Source organism: bacterium (assembly GCA_030685015.1).
GTDB lineage: Bacteria > CAIWAD01 > CAIWAD01 > CAIWAD01 > CAIWAD01 > CAIWAD01.
The window spans coordinates 1-20,894 of sequence record JAUXWS010000003.1; the positions used below are offsets into that span (position 1 = coordinate 1).

Sequence of the window (20,894 nt, forward strand, 5' to 3'; positions counted from 1 at the left end):
GGCGGCCAGCTCCTCCAGGCGGCGCAGCAGGGGCAGCCGGCCGGCCGGCCGGGCGCCCGGCTCGAGCAGGGCGCTCCAGCGGAACCAGGCGGCCAGCGAGACGACAAGCAGGCGGCGCAGCCCGGCCTCCGGCTTCTCCCGCCGCAGCAGGTGCGAGAGGGCGAGGTCCGGGCGCTGGCCGGGACCCGTGGCCTGGGCCAGCTCCTCCACCCAGGCGGCCAGCCGCTCCTCCGTCCGGCCGGCCGGGGCGGCGGACCGGGTTCTCCCCCGCGAAGCGGTGGAGCGGCCCGGGGAGGGTCGCGGACCCCGGCTCCTCATGCCGGGTAGGGTCCGCGGTGGACGTGCCAGGCGCTGGCCTGGCAGGTGGGGAGCAGGACCATCTCGCTCACCTGGACGTGGGGCGGACGCGCGGCGGCCCAGGCGACCGCCTCCGCCACGTCGCGCGGGCCCAGGGGCTGGATGTCCTGGTAGACGGCTCTGGCGCGCACCTCGTCGCCCCGGAAGCGGACCAGCGAGAACTCCGTCTCCACCAGGCCCGGATCGATCGTGGTGACGCGCAGGGGCGTGCCCACCAGGTCCATGGCCAGGGCGCGGCTGATGGCCAGCTCCGCCGCCTTGCTGGCGCAGTAGACGGCGCCGCCGGGATAGGCCTGGCGGCCGGCCACGCTGCCGATGTTGACGATGTGGCCGCGGCGCCGCTCCAGCATGCCCGGCAGGAGCAGGCGGGTTAGGACGAGCAGGGCGCGCACGTTGGTGTCCAGAACGCGGTCCCACTCGTCGGGATTGCCCTTGGCCAGCGGCTCGACGCCCAGGGCGAGGCCGGCGTTGTTGACCAGCAGGTCGATCTCCCGCCAGTCGGCCGGCAGCCGGGCGGGCAGCTGGTCGAGGGCGGCGCGGTCCTGCAGGTCGCAGGGCAGGGCCAGGGCCCGCCGCCCCCGGGCGCGGATCTCCGTCGACAGGCCCTCCAGCCTTTCCTGGCGCCGTGCCAGGGCGATGATGTCCCAGCCTTGCTCGGCCAGGACCAGGCAGCATTCCCGCCCGATGCCGGCCGTGGCGCCCGTGACCCATGCGATGGACATGAGACCTCCTGATTGGGGCGGGTCAATGAGGCAAATTCCGCCCGCCCACCGGCCGCCGGCGGGGGTGGACCTGCGCAAGAAAGCGGGAGTCCCTACCTTCCCGCCCATCAACCGGAGCCCCGTCATGGATCATCTCGCCCGCCTCAAGGACCGCCTGGCCACCATCGCCGACCTGGAGGCCGCCACCGCCGTGCTGGGCTGGGACCAGCACACCTACATGCCGCGCGGATCGGTGGAGGCGCGGGTGCGCCAGCTGACCACCCTGCAGTCCATGTCCCACCAATTGCTGGCGGCGGACGAGACGGAGGACCTGGTGGCGGCCCTGGAGGCGCGGCGCGGGGAGCTTGAGCCCCTGGCGGCCCGACTGCTGACGGTGGTCCGTCGCGACCTGGACCAGGCGCGCCGCCTGCCCGCCGAACTGGTGCGCCGCAAGTCGGAGGCGACGGGCCGCGCCCTCGACGCCTGGATGAGCTGCCGGCCGAACAACGATTTCGCCTCCTACCGCCCCCACCTCGAAGGCATCTTCGCCATCGTGCGGGAGGAGGCGGAGGCCCTGGGCTACCCGGACCAGCCCTACGACGCCCTGCTCAACCGCTTCGAGCCGGGCATGCCCACCCGGCGCCTGGCCGCCGTCTTCCAGGAATTGAAGGAGGGGCTCCTTCCGCTGCTGCGGCAGGTTTTGGAGCGGGTGGACCAGGTGGAGGACGCCTTCCTCCACCGCTCCTACGACGTGGACCTCCAGTGGCAGCTGGGCCTGCGCATCCTGCAGGAGATGGGCTACGATTTCAATCGGGGCCGCCAGGACAAAAGTCCCCATCCCTTCACCACCAGCTTCGGCATCCCCGACGTGCGCATCACGACGCGCGTCAACGAGCACGATTTCCGGACCGCCCTCTTCGGCACCATCCATGAGGGGGGCCACGCCCTTTACGAGCAGAACTTCGACCCGCGCTTCGACCGGGGACCGCTGGCCCAGGGGAGCAGCCTGGGCATCCACGAGAGCCAGAGCCGCCTCTGGGAGAACCTGGTGGGGCGCTCCCGCCCCTTCTGGAACCGCTGGTTCGGCGAGGTGAAGGCCATGTTCCCGGCGGCCCTGGAGGGCGTGGGCTTCCAGCAGTTCTACGCGGCCATCAACCGGGTGCGGCCCAGCCTCATCCGCGTGGAGGCCGACGAACTCAGCTACAACCTGCACATCTTCATCCGCTTCGAGCTGGAGCTGGAGCTGCTCTCCGGCCGCCTGGCCGTGGCCGACCTGCCCGCCGCCTGGAACGCCAAAATGAAGGAGAACCTGGGCGTGGAGCCCCCCAGCGACGCCGACGGCTGTCTGCAGGACATGCACTGGGCGGACGCCGCGGTGGGCTACTTCCCCACCTACGCCCTGGGCAACCTCTACGGAGTGCAGATCTTCCGCCAGGCCCGGCACGACCTGCCCGACCTGGACGGGCAGATCTCCAGCGGACGCCTGGCCCCGCTCAAGGACTGGCTGGTGGAGCGCGTCTACCGCCCCGCCCGCGGCCTGGACCCGGGGGATCTCCTGCGCCAGGTGACCGGCGCCGAGCTTTCCCCCCAGCCCTGGCTGGACTACGTCCGGGAGAAGTACGGCGAGATCTACGGCCTGTAGCCGCTGGTCGGACTTGGCCGCTTCGCGCTCTTCATCGCCCTTATCGGCCCGGAAACTTTTAACACATTCATCCGTCGCGGCGGCGGCCGGCGTGTCAGCCCCCTGCCGCGGCCAGCCGCCCACATTCATCATATGAGGAGACGACCATGGGAAGCTTCCCCGTCACCCGCGTCGCCAGCAGCCGCCGCAGCAGCATCAATTACGACGACTTGCGCTTCGGCTTGTACTTCACGGACCACATCTTCGTGATGGATTATTCCAAGGGCAGCTGGCACAGCCCGCGCATCGATCCCAACGAACCCATGGCCATCTCCCCGGCCAACATGACCCTGCATTACGGCCAGGCCGTCTTCGAGGGCCTCAAGGCCTTCCGGCGCAAGGACGGAGGCGTCGTCCTCTTCCGCCCGGAGTCCCATGTGGCGAGGCTCAACCGCAGCTGCCGGGCCCTGTGCATTCCGGAGCTGCCCGAGGACACGGTGCTGCAGGGCCTCAAGGAGCTGATCGAGCTGGAACGGGATTTCGTGCCATCCACCCGCGGCCACAGCCTCTACATCCGGCCCTTCGTCATCGCCATGGACAACCTGCTGGGCGTCCAGTCCAGCCAGAGCTTCCGCCTCATCATCCTCCTCAGTCCGGTGGCGACCTATTACCCGGAGGGGCTGAAGCCCGTCCGCCTGCACGTCGCCCAGCACCACAGCCGGGCCGCCAAGGGCGGCCTGGGCATGGCCAAGACGCCGGCCAATTACGCCGCCAGCCTTTTGCCGGCGAAGAAGGCCAAGGAGAAGGGCTACACCCAGGTCCTCTGGCTGGACGCCGCCGAGCACACATACATCGAGGAGGTGGGCACCATGAACATCTTCTTCAAGGTGAACGGCGAACTCTTCACCCCGCCCCTCGATGGCGACACCATCCTGGCCGGCATCACCCGGCTCAGCGTGATCGAGCTGTGCCGGCATTGGGGCCTGCCCGTCCACGAGCAGCGGGTCACCATCCAGCGCCTCTTCGAGTACCACCATGCGCGGGAGCTGAAGGAGGTCTTCGGCACGGGCACGGCGGCGGTGATCAGCCCCGTGGGCGAGATCCACTACAACAACGAGTCCATGCTGATGAACGGCGAAGCGGCCGGCCCCATGGCCCAGCGCCTCTATGACGCCATCACGGGCATCCAATACGGGGAGCAGAACGATCCTTTCGGCTGGGTCGTGCCCGTCTGCTGAGCGTCCCCGCACGGGCGGAGGCCGCTTCGCCCGCCACCCCGCCGTCCGGCCAGCGCCCGGGATATGATCCGCATGTGCCCGAGTAAATCTGCTTGCCGTGCAGGCCGATAAGGCCTTCAACTGGAATAGCGTCGGGGGTGCCCATGCGGCGGCTTGGCATCGTACTCGTGGCCTGTCTGTCCATCCACCTTGCGTGGGCCGCGCTGGATGTTCCCATCGATCGCCAGGTGACCGTGTTCAAGAAGGTGCTCAAGTTCGATCAGAGCTTGCCGACGGACGGCGGGACCCGCATCCTGATCGTGCATGAGGGAAACGCCCGGCTGGCCGGCGCCATGGCTGACGCCTTCACGGGCGCGGGCTTCGCCTGCGATGTGGTCGTGGCCGCCGCGGCGGCGGGAGCCCTGGAAAAGGCCCAAGTGGCCTACTTCTGCCCGGGGACCGAGGACAGCGCCGCCGACTTTCCCGCCGGCCTGCTGACTCTCTGCGGAAGCAGCGGTCCGGTGGAACGCAACAACGTGGCCATGGGGCTGGAACTGGTTGAAGGAAAACCGAAGCTGGTTGTCAGCCTGGCTGCGTACAACCGCTGCGGCCATGTCATCGACAGTCAGGTCCTGGCCCTGGCCAAGATCATCCGCTGACCCGGCCACCCGGACCCCTGCAAGGCGAGGTGCCGCATGGCGAAAGCCCTGGATAAGTTCAAGGACTGGTTCGACCACTTGAGGATCGGCCGGAAGTTGCATCTGGTCAACGTCTTCCTCTTGGGATTGACGGCATTATTCATTGTCCTGTTCTTCCCCTTATTCCTGCAGACGATGCTTGACAAGCGCCTGGAGGACCACGTCCAGGTCATGGCGCGCATGACCTGTCACGGGTTGGAGGCGGGACTCATTTTCGAGGACAGCATCGCCGTGGCCGACCGTCTGGCCGGCTTGCAGACGGTCGCCGAAGTGGATCGCGGCAGTATCCTGGACGCGAAAGGCCGGCCCATGGCCGTCTACGTGCGACCCGGAGCGGCGGTGTCGTCCAATTTCCTGTCCGACGCAGCGACCCTGATCCTGACGCCCGACGATCCCATCCGCATCGTCAACAGGCCGGGGCACAAGGTGGCGGTGATGGGGTTGTTCAGCGAAGGGCAGGCGCTGGGCCGGCTAGTGCTGGATCTATCCATGGCTTCCCGGGACCGGGACATCCGGCTCATCCGCCTGCTGTCCCTGGCGGTGGCCATGGGCGGCCTCGCCGTGGGCACCTTCATGTTCGGTCTGATCGTGCGCCGGGTGGTGCGGCCCCTGCGCGGATTGGAGCAGGCCGCGCGCCGCGTGGCCGAGGGTGATCTGGAGACGGAGGCGCCCACCCAATCCCACGATGAGATCGGGCAGCTGGCGGTGACCTTCAACGGCATGCTGGAGCGCCTGCGGGAATCCACCCACCAAGCCATCGACCGCCAAGCCTATCTCACCCATGCCGTGGAGAATTTGTTGGCGGGCATGGATCGTTTCGCCGCCGGGGATCTCACCGTGCACCTGGAAGCCGGGCATGAGGACGAGGTGGGCCGCCTCGTCGCCGGTTTCAACCACTCGCTCACCCGGCTGCGGGAACTCATCTCCTCCGTCGCCGCCAACGGCGCCCTGCTCGACGAGGCGGCCGACACTCTGTCCCAGGTGGCCGGCGTGATGCTGGGCACCGCCCGGGAAAGCGACCAGCGTTCGGGTGAGATGGCGCTTCAGACGCGCGAGGTCAACCTGCACATCCAGAGCGTGGTGACCGCCACCATGGAAATGAGCGCCACCATCAACGAAATCGCGCGCAGCTCGGCGGAAGCCGCCGGCATGGCCACCCAGGCCGTGGGCACGGCGGAGGAAGCGGTTTCCACCATTGACAAGCTGGACCTGAGCAGCCGCAAGATCGGCGAGGTGGTGCGGTTCATCACCGGTATCGCGGAGCAGACCAATTTGCTGGCCCTCAACGCCACCATCGAGGCGGCCCGCGCCGGGGATGCCGGTCGGGGCTTCGCCGTGGTGGCGAATGAAGTGAAGGAGTTGGCGCGGGAGACGGCGCGCGCCACGGAAGAGATCGGCACACGCGTGGCCGCCATCCAGACGGATTCGACCCAGGCCATGCAGGCCATCACACGCATCAACGACGCCATCACCCGGGTGAGCGACATCCAGACGGCCATTGCCAGTTCCGTGGAGGAGCAGGCCGCCGCATCGCATGAGATCGGGCAGAGCCTGGGCCGGGCCGCCAAGGGTTCCACCTCCATCACCGACAGCGCCGAGTTGACCGTCCAGGCCGCGCGCGAAACGGCGGCAGAGGCGCAAAAGGTCCAGGAATCCGCCGGGCGGCTTTCCGTGGTGGCCGGCAATCTGACAGAGGCGGTACGCCGCTTCCAGGCCTGAACCGCCCCAGCACAGGTGAGGCGGGACGCGGTCAGCCTAGCCGCTCGCGCACCTGTTCCGGGGCGTCGGCGGGCAGGTCGTGGTGGGTGACGAGACGGATGGTGGCCTCGTCCAGGGCCAGGGCGCGGATGCCGCGGACCTCCCAGCGTGCCAGCAACAAGGTGGTCAGGCCGGGTTCCAGCGTGCGCACCAGGACGATGTTGCTCTCCGGTTCCTGCACCTGGCAGGATTCGTCCAGCACCAGGCGCAGCGCGTGGGCCAGGCGGCGGGCCGCTTGGTGGTCCTCCGCCAGGCGGGGCAGGAAGACATCGAGGGCATGGAGACCAGCCGCGGCCAGCACCCCCGCCTGCCGCATGGCGCCACCCAGCATCTTGCGCAGGCGACGCGCCTCGCCGATGTGGGCGCGGTCCCCCACCAGCAGGGAGCCGGCCGGACAACCCAGGCCCTTGGACAGGCAGCAGGCCAGCGTGTCCACCACCGCGCCGTAGTCCGCCAGAGGGGTGCCCGAGGCGGCCGCGGCATTCCAGATGCGCGCTCCGTCACAGTGGAGGGCCAGGCCGCGCGCCCGGCAGAGGCCGGCCAGGGCGCTCAAGTGGGCCAGCGGGACGACCAGGCCGCCGGCCAGGTTGGCCGTGTTCTCCACCACGGCCAAGCGGGTGCGGGGGTGGTGGATGTCTTCCTCGTGGATGGCCGCGGCCAGGGCCTCCAGGCCGAGCCAGCCCTCCGCGCAGTCCACGACCGAGGGCATGACACCCAGCAGGCCGGCGATGCCCCCCGTCTCATGGCCGAAGGTGTGGGTGCGCCGCTCGAGGATCGCCTCGTCCCCGCGCCGGCAGTGCAGGCCCACGGCGATCAGGTTGGCCATGGTGCCGCTCGGCACGAGGAGGGCCGCCTCGCGGCCGAAGAGGGCCGCCACGCGCTCCTCCAGCCGCGCCACGGTTGGATCCTCCCCGAACACATCGTCGCCCACCTCGGCGGCGGCCATGGCGCGGCGCATGCCTTCGTCGGGCCGGGTGACGGTGTCGGAACGGAAATCAAGCAGGGTGGCCATGGATGCTCCTATGCTCGTCAATGTTGGCAGCCGGGGCACCAGAAGGTGCCGCGCCCGGCGACAACCTCCCGCCACAGCTCTCCGCCGCAGCGGGGACAAGCCCCGCCCTGGCGCCGGTAGACCTTGAGCAGCCGGCCGAAGGAGCCCTCCAGCCCGCGGCTGTCCTGGAAATCCGAGAACGTGGTGCCGCAGAGGGCGATGGCCCGCGTCAGGATGGCCCGCATGTGGCGCCGCAGGCTGGTCCATTCGCCGCGGGTCAGGGAGGAGGCGGGCCGGTGCGGCGACAGGCCGGCGGCGTGCAGGATCTCGCAGGCGTAGATGTTGCCCAGGCCGCAGATCCGGCGCTGGTCCAGGAGCCAACCCTTGAGCGGACCCGGGCAGGGGCGGGCCATCTCCGCCAGCCGGGCCGCCGTGCAGGCCGGGTCGAAGGGATCGAGACCGGGCGGCGCCAGCTCCTCCTCCCGCTCCAGCCACTCCACCGTGCCGAAACGCCGGCTGTCCGCGAAGCAGAGACGCCCCTGGTCCAGCTCAAGCACAAGCCGGAGGTGGGGCGGATCGGGCGCGTCGGCCTCCGTGGCGAGCAGGCGGCCGGTCATGCGCAGATGGACGGCCAGCCAGCCGTCGGGCGCCTGGGCGCAGCCCATCAGCGGCAGGATGACGCGCTTGCCCGAACGACGGACGGGTCCCCAGCGCCCGCCCCGCAGGCGCGGGGCCAGCGATGACAGGGCAGCCAGTTTGGGGTCCAGCACGCGCAGGGCGCGCAGGCGACGGCCCGGCAGGACCAAGTCCAGCTGGCGCGCGACGGTCTCGACCTCGGGCAGCTCGGGCATGGCCGCCTCAGTCCCGCGCGCCGCTCAGGCGGGCCAGGGTCTCCCGCACTTCGCGGGCGTGGTCCTTGACCTTGACGGCGGACCAGACGGCGGCCAGCCGGCCGGCGGGATCCACCAGCCATGTGGAGCGGATGACGCCCATGTACTCGCGGCCCATCATCCTCTTCAATCCCCAGGCCTGATAGTCCTCCAGCATCCGGTGGTCCGGGTCGCTGAGCAGGAGCAGATCCAGGCCCTGTTGATCCATGAAGCGCCGGTGGCTGGCGGTCTTGTCCGGGCTGACCCCCGCGATGCGGGCGCCCAGGCGGCTGAACTCCCCGCTAAGGCAGCTGAAGTCCTTCGCCTCCTGGGTGCAGCCGGGCGTGTTGTCCTTGGGGTAGGCGTAGAGGACAAGCCAGCCGCCGGCGAAGTCGGCCAGGCGGACCAGCCGCCCATCCTGGTCCGGCAGGTTGAAGTCGGGCGCGGGCGCGCCTGCGCTCAAGACCATCTCAGTCCCTTTCAGGCTGGATTCTCATCTTCCGGATGACGGGCACGATCGACCGTGCCATATTGGCGGCGTCAGGGAGGAAGATCCATGTTGGATTACATGCAGTTCCACCGCGCCATTCTCGACCATCTGAACGAGGGTGTGCTCGCCACCGACGCGGCGGGCTTGGTGCAGTACATGAACCCCGTGGCGGAGCGGATGACGGGCTGGCCCCTTTGGGAAGCGGTCAACCGACCCCTGGCCGACATCCTGGACCAGCAGGGCGGGTGGCAGGGGCCGCCCCTGCCCGAGCTGCTCGATTCCGGCGATTGCATCCTGCAGCACCCCTGCCGCTACCAGGCCCGCTGGGGCGAGATCCTTGAACGGCGGGTGAGCGCCTCCCCCCTTTATCAAGGCTCCTTCCGCTGCGGCACCGTCCTCGTGTTCCATGAGGCGAGTCCCTCCGCCTGAACTCCGGCTGCGAAGGATCGCTCCGAGCCCGCCCCCTCCGCCACCAGCAGCTGCTCCGCCAGGACCAGGGCGTCCACCGGCCAGCAGGCCGGCGGCCTGGGCCGGTCGACGCCGGATAGGCCGGCCAGTGGGCGGCAGGCCAGGATGGCCAAGCGCCAGCGCACCGGCACGGCGCTGACACCATGGACGGCCCCCAGCAGGGCTCCGGCGATGGCGGCGTTGGTGTCCGTGTCCCCGCCGCGGCCCACCGTGTCCACCAGCCCCTCTTCCAGCCCGGAGGCGTGAAGCAGCTGCCACCAGGCGTTCTGCCAGGCCAGCAGCACCCACCCTCGGCGGCCGCGCGCGTCCAGCACCACGGGCTCGCCGCCCGCCGCGGCGGCCAGGCTGGTCAGCAGCTCGGGCCGCAGGCCCTCCTTCTCCGCCCAGGCCTGGACCTGCCGGTGCAGGTCGGCGGGCGCCGGCCCCTCCCGCACCGCCAGGGCCAAGGCGCGGACAAAGAGCGAGGATACCTGGCGGCAGAGGGGATGGGGATGGGTGAGGGCGGCCTCCGCCTCGGCACAGGTGGCCAGCGACGTGTCGTCCCGCAAGGCGCCGAAGATGCCAAGGGGACTGATGCGCATGAGGGCGCCGTTGGCCTGGCTGTCCGCGTCGGGGCGTCCGGCCAGGCCGTTGGCCACGGTGCGACCCATGTCAAAGGGCCTACTGCCGGCCCACTCCTCATAGGCGCGGCGCACGGCCGCGGCCTCGAAGCGGCCCTCCCGCACCAGGCAGCGGGCCAAGTGGAGGGCCATCTCCGAATCGTCGGTGGGCTGGCCGGCCAGGGTGCCCCACGCGCCGCCATCGGCCATCTCCCGCACACCGGCCGGGTGGCGGGCGGCGATCTCGGCCCTGCCCAGGAACTCCACCTGGCTGCCCAGGGCGTCGCCGGCCAATTGCCCCAGCAGACAGCCCTGGGCCCGCGCCAAGCGGCCGCGCTCCGGCCGTGGCCGGCGGGGCTGGGGAAAGACCAGACCCGGTGACAGGGGCTTTGGCTCGAGCACGCGGCCCCAGTCGCGGCGGGCGAAATCCAGCACCAGGGCGGGGGCGCCGGCGAAGATGCCGCCACCGGCCCGGCACTGGCCGCGCTCGTCGTAGCGGAGGGGCCGGCCGGCCCGGTCGAGCAGGACGCCGCCCGCTCCCAGGATCAGGGCGTGTCCCGCCGCCAGGTCCCACGACACGGGTCCACCAAGGGAGACGGCCACCTCGCCTTCGCCGGCCGCGACCAGCGCCATGCGCCAAGCGATGCTGGGCAGGGCCAGGAAACGCAAGGGCGCCACCGTCTCGGCGTTGGCCAGGGAGTTCTTGCGGTCGGCCTCGTGGGAGATGAGGGCGAACTGGCCGCGGGCCGGGGCCTCCGGCCAAGTACGTTGCACGACGCGCCCGTTGCGCCGCAGGCTTCCGCCCTGGTGCCAGCTGAAGAGGTCGCCGGCGGGGGTGGGGCCGTCCCAGGCGTGGACCACGCCCAGCACGGGCAGCCCCTCCTCCACCAGCGCGATGGCCACGGCGGAGCCGCGGAAGCCCTTGAGGAAAGGCGAGGTGCCGTCGTTGGGGTCGACGATCCAGACGCGGCCGCGCGGCCCGCGCCGGGGCGGACCGCCCAGGATGAGGTCGTGCAGCTCCTCCCCCAGGTAAGCCTCGCCGGGAAAATGGGTGCCCAGCAAACGGACGATGACCGCCTCGGCCTCGTCGTCCACCTCGGCGTGGCTGCCCCCTCCCCGCGGTCCGCCGGGACGATGGAACTCCGACTGCAACAGCGCGGCGGCCGCCCCCGCCGCCGCCACGGCCACCTCCAGCCGTTGCTCGAGTTCCTCGCGGCTAAGGGACATCAACCCTCCAGGTGCCGGTTCAAGGCGGTGCGACGTCCACGGGCCGGTGACCCGGGGCGGTGGGATGGATGTCGAGAAAAGGCCGGCCCGCGGGCCGGCCTTCATCCGGGTTCATGGAGACGGAGGGAGTTGAACCCTCGTCCGAAAAAGCACGTCCCTGGGCGTCTACATGCATAGGCCGTCATTTGATCTTGACGCGCCGACGCGGGCGGTCACGCTGCGTCGCGTCCAGGCTGAAGGATCTCGCCCCTCCGGTTCAGCCGGGCCTTCGGGGCCAGCCCGCTGGATGACGAAGACTCCACAGGTGGCGGGCGCGCCCATGGGCTTCGGCTGCCTAAGTTTTAGGCAGCGAGAGCGTAATCGTTGCCGATTATGGTGTTGCCGAAACTTTTAACGTGGGGCTCCGGCACGTCCACGGCATGCAGCCCGGGGTTGTCACGATTCCGTCGAATCCCACGAACGTCCCCGAATGCAGCTGGAAGGTAGGATTAAGCGCGCGCCGATGCCAGACACCAGGCAGCCCATTCCATTCTTGCAACAACCGCCCCATGGGCTGATCTTGTGGCGCAATCCGCACAGCCAAAGGGCCGGACCATGCTCAAGCGGTTGGCAGCCAGTCGGACTTGGCCGCTTCGCGGTCTTCATCGCCCCCGTCGGCCCGGATTTTTCGCATCTTTCTTGCACATACCACCAGTATGCGCCGCGAAAGCTCCGAAAAACCGGTCTCGACAGGGGCGCGAATCCCATCAAAGGTCCAAGCCCGACAGACTGCTTGGTTATCCTTCCCGGCATCCTGCTCGCTCACTAGTGGTCCCCGCCATCCAGGGAGCCGGCTTGGGCGCTGTCCTCCTGGCCCTCTGTCTGCTGGCGCCACCCGGTCGGGCAGGCCTCCTGGACGATTTCGACCAAGCCGTCCGGGCCATGAGGCGGTCGCGGGGAGCGCGCCAGGCGGAATCCGCAAGCCTCGAGCTGACGCTGCCGCTGGGCCGGCTGACCTGGGAGGAGGGCCGCATCCGCGTCCTGGCCCTGCCCCTGGCCGGCGACACGCTCCTGCTGGTGGAACTGGGGGGAGCGGGCCGCCTGGAGCTGGACCTGGCCGACAGCCTGGAGCAAGTGGCGCTCCGCGCCAGCCTGGGTCGGCATGCCGCCGGCCGCCGCTTGAAGCGCGCCACGCTGGTCCTTGATCGCCTGCCGCCTTCCTGGGAGGATCTGGACTGGCGACCCCTCCGTCCCGCCCTTCCCTGGTTGCCCTTGCCCGGCTTCGCGGATCGCCGCCGTCTGGACCGCCCGCACCCGGACAATCCGCTGTTGCAGCCCGCCGCGGCGGGCGGACGTCTTTGGCTGCACACCGATCCCGGCGGCCTGGAGCTGGCGCAGCATGACGGGCAGGCCTGGCTCCAGCGTCAGCTGCGACCGGGCAGCAGCCTGGATCTCCCCATCACCTGCGTCCACGTCCCTGGCCGGGAGGGAGCGCCCTGGCGTCCCGGGCCGGATCCGTCCTGGCTGCCTCCCTGCCTGCATGAACCGGCGCCACTGGTGGACAGCCTCTGGCTGGATCTGGAGGCCGATGGTTCGCGCCTGGGCTGGACGCTGACCCTGGACCTGGCCGAGGGCGGCACGCCGCTCTGGCTGCTGCTGGATGCACGAGCCCGGCTGGAGCGCGCGGAGTGGCTGTCCGGCTCCGGGTCGGCGCGGTCCGCCGTCCACAGCCGGGGCAGGTCCATCTGGACGGGCAGTCCCTGGTTGCTGGTGGAAAGAGAGGAAGGAAGACCGGCCGGCGCCCGCCTTCTCTTGTCGGGCAGCAGTCCACGCGGCGCCATCCTGCAGGAGAGCCCGGGCCAGCGACGCGCCACGCGGGCCAACTGGTTTCCCCGCCTGCCCTGGCCAGCGGCGGACGAGCCCGTCCTGCGCTCAACCGGCGCCGACCTGCCCGTCCTGTCGGTGGAGGCGGGAGCGGACCTCGGGCTGAATCCCCAGCGGCTGATCATCGAGGAGCGGCCCCGGGAGGATCTGGGACCTGAGCTCGCGCTCTGCTGGACGCCCCTGCGCCAGCGGGCGGCCCGCCATCAGCCGGCTTCCGTCCAGGCTCCCCACCAGGCGGGGGACATCGGGAACCTGGAGCTGCCACGGGAGAGGCAGGTGCGCCCCCCCTCGCACGAGGAGCCCGCCGAGCCGGTGGACCTGGTGCAGGGCCGGGACACCCTCGCCCTGGCCATCCTGGGCGAGCGCCCGCTGCTGGAGGAGCTTAGCAAGGCGGCGGCGCGCCTGCATGCCTGGCTGGGTCCGCTGCCCCAGCCCGTGCACGTGCTGGAGCGGGTGGGGACGAGACCGGGGCGCCGCGAGGAGGAGGAGCGTCTGGCGGCGCATGGGCTGCCGCCCCACCTGCCCCTGGAGGTAAACGCCCAGGACCTGCGCAGTCCGCTGCCCGAGGCGCGGCTGGCCCGTCTGGAAGCGCTTTGCCGGGCCTGGTGGCTGCCCGCCACGGCGGAGGATGAAGCCGCCCCGCGCTGGATCCGGTGGGGCGCGGCCCGGGCCTGCGCCCTGCTGCTGATCGAAGAGCAACAGGGCAGCGGGCAGGCCCGCGACCTGCGGCAGGGAGCGCTCGCCAGCGAGCTGGCCGCCTTCCGATCCAAGGTCGCGGCCAGCCTGCCCGCGCTGGGGGAGCGGGCCGAAGGAGGCTGGCAATCGGCCGAAGTCCAGGAGCGGCACGCCTGGCGTTTCGCCCTGCTGCTGGAGCACCTGCGGTGGCGCATGCGCGATCCCGAGACACTGGATGATGCGGCCTATCGCGCCTTTCTCCGTGACTTGATGGACCGATTGCGGGAACCGTTGGACCGGCGGCGGCCGCTCCACGAGCTGAAGAGCGCCATGGCCGACTTCCTCGTCGCCAACGGTCTGCTCGAGCGGTCCGGCTTCGGGGACGCGCCCACGGTCTGGGCCTGGCTGGACGGGGAGTTGTCCCGCTCCCGCGTGCCCGTCCTGCGTGTGACGCCGGGCCGGGTGGACAGCCCGGAAGGTCCGCGCGTGGCCCTGCGAGCGGTTTGGGATCAGACGCCGCCCCCCCACACCGTGCTGCCGGTCCTGCTGCGGACAGTCGGTGGCTGGTCGGCCTGGTCCCTCAAGGCCGCCGCCAGGGAGGAACACTTCGTCCTGCCGGTGGATCCCGCGGAGCTGAGAGGGCTGGAGGTGGCGCCGGGAGGCTCTCTGCGGGCCCGCATCAAGGTGGACTGACAGGAGGGGAGGATCACCATGCGTCCAGTCAACTCATGGAAGGATGGCGCCCTACCGCGCGCGGCCCTGCTGGCGGCCCTCGCCGGCTGTTTCGCCGCGTCCGCCCCCGCCCTGGAGATCCTCCACACACTGCCCGGCGTGGACGCCCGCGGTGCGGGTTGGAACGCCCAGGGTCCCTGGGTCATCTCGCCCATGGATCTCCGTCGCCTGCGCTTGGACCCAGGCCCGGGCGGCCTGCTCCTGCAGGAGCGGATCGAACAACCCCTGGCCGCGGTCGAGTCCTTGATCGGTGAGCGCCTGGCCGCCTGGCGCCAGGCCAACGGAGAGCTGACCCTGCTGGATTTGGAGACGGGGGTTCCGTCAACGGTGCTTGTTGGAATCTCGGCCCTGGGCCAGGGCGGGCAGACCATCCTCGCCGCCGGCGCGGCTGGTCTGTGGCAGGCTCGGCTCGACCAGGCCGACCCGGTCTCCATCCAGCACCTCGGGCCCTTCCCCGCGGCGCCCACCGCCCTCTGCGGCCGCGAGGGCCTGGCCTGGCTGGTGGCGGCGGACACCCTGCAGGGCTACGGGCTGGGCGACCCACCCCTGCCTTTGGGCCGCACCTACACGCCTGGCATCCTGCGCCTCGCCGAGCACGAGGATCGCCTGCTGGCTTGCCGCGGCGAGAGTGGCGTCACCGTCTTCGACCTGGCCAGTCCCTTCGTCCCAGTCGCCTGGCCCTGGCAGCCCGGCTTCCCCGTGCTGGACGCCCTCTGGTGGCGGGAGCAGGTCTTCGTCCTGGCCGCCGGGGACAGCGGGCTTGTCCTGGTGGACACGGCGGACCCGGGCACGCCGCGGCTGCTGGGGCGCTGGCGCACGACGAAGCGCGCGGAGCGCCTTTCCCTCAAGGGGGACAGCCTGCTGGTGGCGGAGGGCGCCGACGGCCTGAGTCTGCACCTGCTGCGCCTCGAGGCGGGCAGTCCGCGCGCCGACCTTCTGGCTCGCCACGCCACACGGCCATGGGTCTCGGCCATCCAGAGCAGCCACGGGAGCCAGGAAAGGGCCTGGATGCTGGACCGGGGCCAGGGTTTCCGCCGCTTCTCCTGGCCGGATGCATGGCCCTTCGGCCAGGATCCCGTGGAGACGGACGGCGCGGCCCTGCCCTTGCCCGTGGACGGCGGCGATTGGCGCGACGGCCTCATCGCCGGATGCCGCTACGGGGCAGGCCTTCGCTTCTACCAGGAGACGGCGGAGGGGATCGTCCTGAGGGGCATCCACCCCACCGATCCCGTCAAGCTCCTCGCCTGGGGACCCGACGACCTCATCGCCTACGTGACCCCCCAGGCCTTCGTCGCCGTCAAGCAGGCCAACCGCAGCCCCTGGTTCCTCCTGCACCATGGCACTATCAACCTGCTGGCGGATCCCCTCTGCGCGGCCTGGACGGGGGACCAGCGGCTCTTCGTCGGGTGCGCCGATGGCCGCCTCTTCCAGCTGAACGCCGAAAACCCCGGCACGCTGGCGCTGGAGCAGGTGCTGACCCTGGCCGGGCCGGTGCGGAGCCTGTCCGTCCTGCACGAAGACGACACGTGGAATGGTTCCCGCCTGGCCGTGGCCGCCACGAAGCTCTACCAGCTCCGCCGGGAGGCGGGCAGCTGGGTCCTGACGGATTCCCTGGCCGCCGGGGAGGGCCGCTTCAGCTGCGTCGCCATCAACGAGCTCTGGGGCCTGGCCGGTCTGGAGGATCCTCCCCGCCTCCTGGAGCTGCTTCTGGATCAAGGCCTGCAGGCGTGGGGCGAAGCGGGCATCCTGCCCGCGGCGCCCACGGCCGTGGGGCGCCGGGTGTCGGATGGCAGTCCGTGGGGTGCGTGTTGGGCAGCCCTGGACAACGGCGACCTGCTTCATCTGGCCGGCCAGGACGAGGTGGCGATCGACCCTGCGCCGGCGCGGCCGGGCGGCCTGACGCTGCGGGCCTGGCCCAACCCCTTCAACCCGGAGACGCGCCTGGCCTTCACGCTGGCGACGCCGGTGGAGGACGCGCGGTTGGAGGTCTTCGATCTGTCAGGACGCGCCATGGCGCGTCCCTACCGGGGTCCGCTGGCGGCCGGGGACCACGAGATCGCGCTGGACGCCTCCGGCTGGCCCAGCGGCCTCTATTTCGCCACACTGGCGGCCGGACCTCACAGGGCAACGACCAAACTGCTGCTGATCCGTTGACCAATGCGTGCGGGCCGGGCCCGCGGAAAGGACCCATGAATCCCACCGCCATGATGCTGGCCGAGTTCGACCAGGAGATGAAGAGCACGCGACGTGTGCTGGAGCGCCTGCCGGAGGACCGGCTGGACTGGCGTCCGCACCCGAGGTCCTGGACCGTGGCCGAGCTGGCCGGCCACGTCATCAACATCCCGCGCTGGGGGGCGATCACCTTCCAGTCGGAATTCTACGACGTGGCGCCCGCGGGCGGGCCGCCGCCCACGGCGCAGCAGATCACGTCCGTCAAGGAAGGTCTGGAGCGCTTTGACAGCTTGACCGCGGAGGTGCGCAAGATCCTGGAAGGCTGCAGCGAGGAATCCCTCGCGGTCTCCTGGAGCCTGCTGATGAACGGGGCGACGCGCTTCACCCTGCCGCGCGCGGCCGTCTGGCGCAGCATGGTGATGAACCACCTGATCCACCACCGTGCCGAGCTCTGCGTGTATCTGCGGCTGCTGGACCAGCCACTGCCAGCCATCTACGGACCCAGTGCGGATGAGAAGATGTGACCTAGCCCCGTAGGGACGCGACGCGTCGCGTCCCTACGCCCCAACCGGGAGAGTCCCATGCCCCTGCCCTGGACCCCGCTGGCCCTCGCCGCCTGCTGCGTGGCCACGACAACCGCCGTCGCCGAGGATCCGACCGCCCAGGTGCGCGCCGCCGAGACGGCCTTCGCCGCCACCATGGCCGCGCGCGACGCCGCCGCCTTCGCCGCCTTCGTCTCGGAGGAGGCGGTCTTCCTCGGCCGGGACGTCCTGCGCGGCCGCGCGGCCGTCCGCGAAGGCTGGGCGCGCTTCTTCACGGATCCCCAGCCGCCTTTCTCCTGGGAGTCGCAGCAGGTCGAGGTGCTGGATTCCGGCACCCTCGCCCTCAGCAGCGGGCCCGTGAAGGATCCGGACGGGATCATGGTCGCCACCTTCACCAGCATCTGGCGCCTGGAGGCCGACGGCTGCTGGCGCGTCATCTTCGACCGGGGCTGTCCCGTCGCGGCGCCGGATCCGGCGCCGTGAAAGGGCTCCGACATCTCCTCCTCCCGGTCCTGCTGCTTGCCGTGTGCAGGCTGGCGGCCGAGCAGCGGAGGCGGCCCGACTGGCAGGCCTGGTTCGACGAGGCGGGCACGACCGGCGTCCTCGTCCTCTACGACCTGGAGCGCGACCTCTGGCAGATCAGCGACACGGCCCGCGCCCGGAAGCGCTTCATCCCCGCCTCCACCTTCAAGATCCCCAACACGCTGATCGCGCTGGAGACCGGCGTGCTGGGGGACGAGCGCGCGGAGCTGCCCTGGGACGGCGTCACGCGGGAGATCGCCGACTGGAACCGGCCTCATCAGCTGCGTGGCGCCCTGCGCGTCTCCTGCGTGCCCGTCTTCCAGGAACTCGCGCGCAGGATCGGCCCGTCGCGCATGAAGTCCGGCCTGGAGGCGCTCGGCTACGGCAACGCCGACCTCGGCGGCGGCGTCGACCGCTTCTGGCTGGACGGCGCCCTGCGCATCTCCGCCCTCGAGCAGGTGGAATTCCTGAAGCGCTTCCAGCAGGGCACGCTGCCGCTGGCGGAGCGCAGCCTGCGCATCGCCCGGGAGGCACTCATCTGCGAGGCCGGCCCGGACTGGATCCTGCGCGCCAAGACCGGCTGGGGGGCGCGGCTGGATCCCCAGGTCGGCTGGTGGGTGGGCTGGGTGGAGGGTGAGACGCGCACTGTCATCTTCGCCTGCAACCTGGACATCCGTGAACCCTCCCACCTGTCCCTGCGCCAGGCCTTGACGCGCCGAGCCCTGGTCGGGGTAGGCGCGCTGCCAACCAACAAGGAGATCCGCCCATGAACGGCGAGAAGATCGAAGTCGAGGTCACCCACCGCCACCGCCTGGCCGGGGGAGCCGCCAAGGCCGGGGTCGGCCTGGGCACGGCCCTGGCCGTCGCCATCTCCTGGAGCGTCAATCAATCGATCCTCTGGGCCATCCTCCATGGCATCCTCTCCTGGATCTATGTGGTCTACTACGCCCTGACCCGCTGAGGGGCCCCGGCCGCGGCAGCTTCGTTGCTTCTGAACGTGAAATGCGATTTCTTGGGGCGTCGTCGCGCCAATCCGAAATGATCCGAAGACCAATGGAGCCCGGCCGCTGGTTTCCCGGCAACCGACCGCGGGCGCCGGCCGCCAGCCGGTCGTCCTCGATGTGACCGCGGCGGGCGCGGCCAGCATGGATCGCCACTTACCGTCCCGACAGTTGACAGAAGAGGAGAAACATGATCGTCATCTGGAGCGCTCTGGGCGCGGGGCTGCTCGCCCTGCTGTTCGCCTTGTGGAAGTCGAGCTGGGTCAACCGCCAGGATGCCGGCAATGAGCGGATGCGGGAGATCGGCGCCGCCGTGCGCGAGGGAGCCATGGCCTTTCTTGCCCGCGAGTACCGGGTGCTGGCCGTCTTCGTCGTCGCCGTCGCCGTCTTGCTCTTCGTGGGCAACCTCCGGGACGGCGCCCAGCTGACCGCCCTCTCCTTCGTGGTGGGCGCCCTCTGCTCCGGCCTGGCCGGCTTCTTCGGCATGCGCGTGGCCACGGCGGCCAACATGCGCACCACCCAGGCGGCCCGCACCAGCCTGACGGAGGCCCTGGGCGTGGCCTTCTCCGGCGGGGCGGTGATGGGCATGAGCGTGGTGGGCCTGGGCATCCTGGGCCTGGCCGGCCTCTTCGCCTTCTATGGCGGCGGCACGGCCGCGCCGGGCGCCGAACTGGACCACGTGCTGCGCATCCTGAGCGGCTTCGCCATGGGCGCCAGCTCCATCGCCCTCTTCGCCCGCGTGGGCGGCGGCATCTACACCAAGGCGGCCGACGTGGGCGCCGACCTGGTGGGCAAGGTGGAGGCGGGCATCCCCGAGGACGATCCGCGCAACCCGGCCACCATCGCCGACAACGTGGGCGACAACGTGGGCGACGTGGCCGGCATGGGCGCCGACCTCTTCGAATCCTATGTGGGCTCCATCATCGGCGCCATGGTGCTGGGCGCCAGCGCCACGGTCGCCCTCGGCTCGCCCCTCGACCTCGTCCTCTTGCCCCTGGCCATCGCCGCCGTGGGCATCGTCCTCTCCATCGCCGGCACCTTCTTCGTCCGCGTCAAGGAGGGCGGCAATCCGCAGGCCGCGCTCAACATGGGCACCTTCGGCGCCGCCGGCCTCATGGTGATCGCCACCTGGTTCATCATCCAGCGGCTGGCCCCCACCCAGTTCACCCTGAGTGGCCTGACCTACACGGCGACGGGCATCTTCATCGCCACCATCGTCGGCCTGGTGGCCGGCACCCTCATCGGCCTGCTCACCGAGTACTACACCGCCGAGAACCGCGGCCCCGTGCGGCGCATCGCCCACGACAGCCAGACCGGCGCCGCCACCAACATCATCGCCGGCCTGGGCATCGGCATGCAGTCCACCGCCCTGCCGGTCATCGTGCTCGCCCTGGCCATCCTTTTCGCCTACGAGTACGCCGGTCTTTACGGCATCGCCATCGCCGCCCTGGGCATGCTGGCCACCACCGGCATCCAACTGGCGGTGGACGCCTACGGTCCCATCGCCGACAACGCGGGCGGCCTGGCCGAGATGGCCGAGCTGCCCAAGGAGGTGCGCGGCCGCACGGACAAGCTGGACGCCGTGGGCAACACCACGGCGGCCATCGGCAAGGGCTTCGCCATCGGTTCGGCGGCGTTGACCGCCCTGGCCCTTTTCGCCGCCTTTCGCACCACCGTCAATCAGATCCGCGCCACCGCCGGCGAGGCGCCCATGTCCATTGACGTGACGGATCCCCAGGTGATGGCGGGCCTGCTCATCGGCGGCATGCTGCCCTTCCTCTTCAGCTCCATGGCCATGAACGCCGTCGGCCGTGCCGCCAACGCCATGATCGAGGAGGTGCGCCGCCAGTTCCGGGAGATTCCGGGCCTGCTTGAGGGCACGGGGCGGGCCGAGTACGCCAAGTGCGTGGCGATCTCCACGAACGCGGCCATCCGTGAGATGGTGCTGCCCGGCCTGCTTGCCATCCTGACCCCCATCTTCTTCGGCCTGGTGCTGCATGACGCCGAGATGCTGGGCGGCGTCCTCGCCGGCGTCACGGTGACGGGCGTGCTCATGGCCATGTTCATGTCCAACGCCGGTGGCGCCTGGGACAACGCTAAAAAACACATCGAGGCCGGCGCCTTCGGCGGCAAGGGCAGCGACACGCACAAGGCCGCCGTCACGGGCGACACGGTGGGCGATCCCTTCAAGGACACGGCGGGTCCCAGCCTCAACATCCTCATCAAGTTGATGAGCGTCGTCTCGCTGGTGATCGCGCCCCTGATCTGACGCACGGTCGGCCAGACTGCGACAGGGGCTTGCCGCGGCAGGCCCCTGTTGTTTATGACTCGCTATTCACTTTTAATCCTGTTAAAATTTTCTTGAAGAACCATTCCTCAGCCGGTACATTG

The 20,894-nt window shown here is 70.5% G+C and carries 18 protein-coding genes and 1 other RNA gene; 12 read left to right on the top strand and 7 right to left on the bottom strand.

Annotated elements, in window-relative coordinates:
• The coding region (locus Q8O14_00175; protein ID MDP2359158.1) for a hypothetical protein at positions 1–318 on the bottom strand (318 nt) is incomplete at its 3' end.
• On the bottom strand, positions 315–1,079 hold the full coding sequence (locus tag Q8O14_00180; GenBank protein ID MDP2359159.1) for an SDR family NAD(P)-dependent oxidoreductase: 765 nt from the start codon (positions 1,077–1,079) through the stop codon (positions 315–317). The genes Q8O14_00175 and Q8O14_00180, both read right to left, overlap by 4 nt.
• 25 nt (positions 1,080–1,104) lie before the next feature.
• Here Q8O14_00180 and Q8O14_00185 point away from each other — a divergent pair, with 25 nt between their 5' ends.
• The 4 genes from Q8O14_00185 (at position 1,105) to Q8O14_00200 (ending at position 6,313) form a co-directional block, all read left to right on the top strand.
• Positions 1,105–2,700, top strand: coding sequence for a carboxypeptidase M32 (locus Q8O14_00185; GenBank protein MDP2359160.1), 1,596 nt, complete (start codon positions 1,105–1,107; stop codon positions 2,698–2,700).
• Between the two features lie 146 nt (positions 2,701–2,846).
• Positions 2,847–3,917, top strand: a complete 1,071-nt coding sequence (locus Q8O14_00190) for a branched-chain amino acid aminotransferase (GenBank protein MDP2359161.1) — start codon at positions 2,847–2,849, stop codon at positions 3,915–3,917.
• A 143-nt stretch (positions 3,918–4,060) separates the two neighbouring features.
• Entirely contained in the window at positions 4,061–4,555 is a 495-nt protein-coding gene (locus tag Q8O14_00195; GenBank protein MDP2359162.1) for a hypothetical protein, read from the top strand.
• Positions 4,556–4,591: 36 nt separating this feature from the next.
• Entirely contained in the window at positions 4,592–6,313 is a 1,722-nt protein-coding gene (locus tag Q8O14_00200) for a methyl-accepting chemotaxis protein (protein MDP2359163.1), read from the top strand.
• A gap of 31 nt (positions 6,314–6,344) precedes the next feature.
• On the opposite strand, the gene Q8O14_00205 is transcribed toward Q8O14_00200, so the two are convergent.
• From Q8O14_00205 to Q8O14_00215, 3 genes are read right to left on the bottom strand one after another with little or no spacing between them, the layout of a single operon-like run.
• The gene (locus Q8O14_00205; GenBank protein MDP2359164.1) at positions 6,345–7,364 is read right to left on the bottom strand and encodes a GntG family PLP-dependent aldolase; all 1,020 of its coding nucleotides are present in this window, start codon (positions 7,362–7,364) and stop codon (positions 6,345–6,347) included.
• Between the two features lie 17 nt (positions 7,365–7,381).
• Positions 7,382–8,194, bottom strand: a complete 813-nt coding sequence (gene mutM, locus Q8O14_00210) for a bifunctional DNA-formamidopyrimidine glycosylase/DNA-(apurinic or apyrimidinic site) lyase (protein MDP2359165.1) — start codon at positions 8,192–8,194, stop codon at positions 7,382–7,384.
• A gap of 7 nt (positions 8,195–8,201) precedes the next feature.
• Positions 8,202–8,681 carry a peroxiredoxin gene (locus Q8O14_00215; GenBank protein MDP2359166.1) on the bottom strand — a complete coding sequence of 160 codons (480 nt, stop codon included), beginning with the start codon at positions 8,679–8,681 and terminating at the stop codon, positions 8,202–8,204.
• A gap of 87 nt (positions 8,682–8,768) precedes the next feature.
• Here Q8O14_00215 and Q8O14_00220 point away from each other — a divergent pair, with 87 nt between their 5' ends.
• On the top strand, positions 8,769–9,131 hold the full coding sequence (locus Q8O14_00220; GenBank protein ID MDP2359167.1) for a PAS domain-containing protein: 363 nt from the start codon (positions 8,769–8,771) through the stop codon (positions 9,129–9,131).
• Here Q8O14_00220 and Q8O14_00225 read toward each other — a convergent pair.
• Positions 9,071–10,996, bottom strand: coding sequence for an inositol monophosphatase family protein (locus Q8O14_00225; protein MDP2359168.1), 1,926 nt, complete (start codon positions 10,994–10,996; stop codon positions 9,071–9,073). The two genes, Q8O14_00220 and Q8O14_00225, sit on opposite strands and share 61 nt — an antisense overlap.
• Positions 10,997–11,107: 111 nt before the next feature.
• Positions 11,108–11,463, bottom strand: a transfer-messenger RNA (tmRNA) gene (ssrA, locus tag Q8O14_00230).
• A 367-nt stretch (positions 11,464–11,830) separates the two neighbouring features.
• On the opposite strand from ssrA, the gene Q8O14_00235 reads away from it, so the two are divergent.
• The 7 genes from Q8O14_00235 to Q8O14_00265 all read left to right on the top strand — a co-directional run bounded on the left by Q8O14_00235 (position 11,831) and on the right by Q8O14_00265 (position 20,772).
• On the top strand, positions 11,831–14,227 hold the full coding sequence (locus Q8O14_00235; GenBank protein ID MDP2359169.1) for a hypothetical protein: 2,397 nt from the start codon (positions 11,831–11,833) through the stop codon (positions 14,225–14,227).
• Positions 14,228–14,245: 18 nt separating this feature from the next.
• Positions 14,246–16,420, top strand: coding sequence for a hypothetical protein (locus tag Q8O14_00240; GenBank protein MDP2359170.1), 2,175 nt, complete (start codon positions 14,246–14,248; stop codon positions 16,418–16,420).
• A 35-nt stretch (positions 16,421–16,455) separates the two neighbouring features.
• Positions 16,456–16,962, top strand: coding sequence for a DinB family protein (locus Q8O14_00245; GenBank protein ID MDP2359171.1), 507 nt, complete (start codon positions 16,456–16,458; stop codon positions 16,960–16,962).
• 57 nt (positions 16,963–17,019) lie between these two features.
• Positions 17,020–17,463, top strand: coding sequence for a DUF4440 domain-containing protein (locus Q8O14_00250; protein ID MDP2359172.1), 444 nt, complete (start codon positions 17,020–17,022; stop codon positions 17,461–17,463).
• Positions 17,460–18,272 (top strand): class D beta-lactamase, encoded by an 813-nt coding sequence (blaOXA, locus tag Q8O14_00255; GenBank protein MDP2359173.1) that lies wholly within the window; start codon positions 17,460–17,462, stop codon positions 18,270–18,272. The genes Q8O14_00250 and blaOXA overlap by 4 nt, the downstream gene beginning before the upstream one ends.
• Entirely contained in the window at positions 18,269–18,463 is a 195-nt protein-coding gene (locus Q8O14_00260) for a hypothetical protein (GenBank protein MDP2359174.1), read from the top strand. Before blaOXA ends, Q8O14_00260 begins: the two co-directional genes overlap by 4 nt.
• A 230-nt stretch (positions 18,464–18,693) precedes the next feature.
• The gene (locus Q8O14_00265) at positions 18,694–20,772 is read left to right on the top strand and encodes a sodium-translocating pyrophosphatase (GenBank protein ID MDP2359175.1); all 2,079 of its coding nucleotides are present in this window, start codon (positions 18,694–18,696) and stop codon (positions 20,770–20,772) included.
• The last annotated feature ends 122 nt before the right edge of the window (positions 20,773–20,894 follow it).

What these genes read in the sequence shown, in the direction of transcription:
- Q8O14_00180 (MDP2359159.1), bottom strand. Translation starts at nt 1,079, where the DNA reads ATGTCCATCGCATGGGTCACGGGCGCCACGGCCGGCATCGGGCGGGAA.
- Q8O14_00185 (MDP2359160.1), top strand. Translation starts at nt 1,105, where the DNA reads ATGAGGCAAATTCCGCCCGCCCACCGGCCGCCGGCGGGGGTGGACCTG.
- Q8O14_00190 (MDP2359161.1), top strand. Translation starts at nt 2,847, where the DNA reads ATGGGAAGCTTCCCCGTCACCCGCGTCGCCAGCAGCCGCCGCAGCAGC.
- Q8O14_00195 (MDP2359162.1), top strand. Translation starts at nt 4,061, where the DNA reads ATGCGGCGGCTTGGCATCGTACTCGTGGCCTGTCTGTCCATCCACCTT.
- Q8O14_00200 (MDP2359163.1), top strand. Translation starts at nt 4,592, where the DNA reads ATGGCGAAAGCCCTGGATAAGTTCAAGGACTGGTTCGACCACTTGAGG.
- Q8O14_00205 (MDP2359164.1), bottom strand. Translation starts at nt 7,364, where the DNA reads ATGGCCACCCTGCTTGATTTCCGTTCCGACACCGTCACCCGGCCCGAC.
- mutM (MDP2359165.1), bottom strand. Translation starts at nt 8,194, where the DNA reads ATGCCCGAGCTGCCCGAGGTCGAGACCGTCGCGCGCCAGCTGGACTTG.
- Q8O14_00215 (MDP2359166.1), bottom strand. Translation starts at nt 8,681, where the DNA reads ATGGTCTTGAGCGCAGGCGCGCCCGCGCCCGACTTCAACCTGCCGGAC.
- Q8O14_00220 (MDP2359167.1), top strand. Translation starts at nt 8,769, where the DNA reads ATGTTGGATTACATGCAGTTCCACCGCGCCATTCTCGACCATCTGAAC.
- Q8O14_00225 (MDP2359168.1), bottom strand. Translation starts at nt 10,996, where the DNA reads ATGTCCCTTAGCCGCGAGGAACTCGAGCAACGGCTGGAGGTGGCCGTG.
- Q8O14_00240 (MDP2359170.1), top strand. Translation starts at nt 14,246, where the DNA reads ATGCGTCCAGTCAACTCATGGAAGGATGGCGCCCTACCGCGCGCGGCC.
- Q8O14_00245 (MDP2359171.1), top strand. Translation starts at nt 16,456, where the DNA reads ATGAATCCCACCGCCATGATGCTGGCCGAGTTCGACCAGGAGATGAAG.
- Q8O14_00250 (MDP2359172.1), top strand. Translation starts at nt 17,020, where the DNA reads ATGCCCCTGCCCTGGACCCCGCTGGCCCTCGCCGCCTGCTGCGTGGCC.
- Q8O14_00260 (MDP2359174.1), top strand. Translation starts at nt 18,269, where the DNA reads ATGAACGGCGAGAAGATCGAAGTCGAGGTCACCCACCGCCACCGCCTG.
- Q8O14_00265 (MDP2359175.1), top strand. Translation starts at nt 18,694, where the DNA reads ATGATCGTCATCTGGAGCGCTCTGGGCGCGGGGCTGCTCGCCCTGCTG.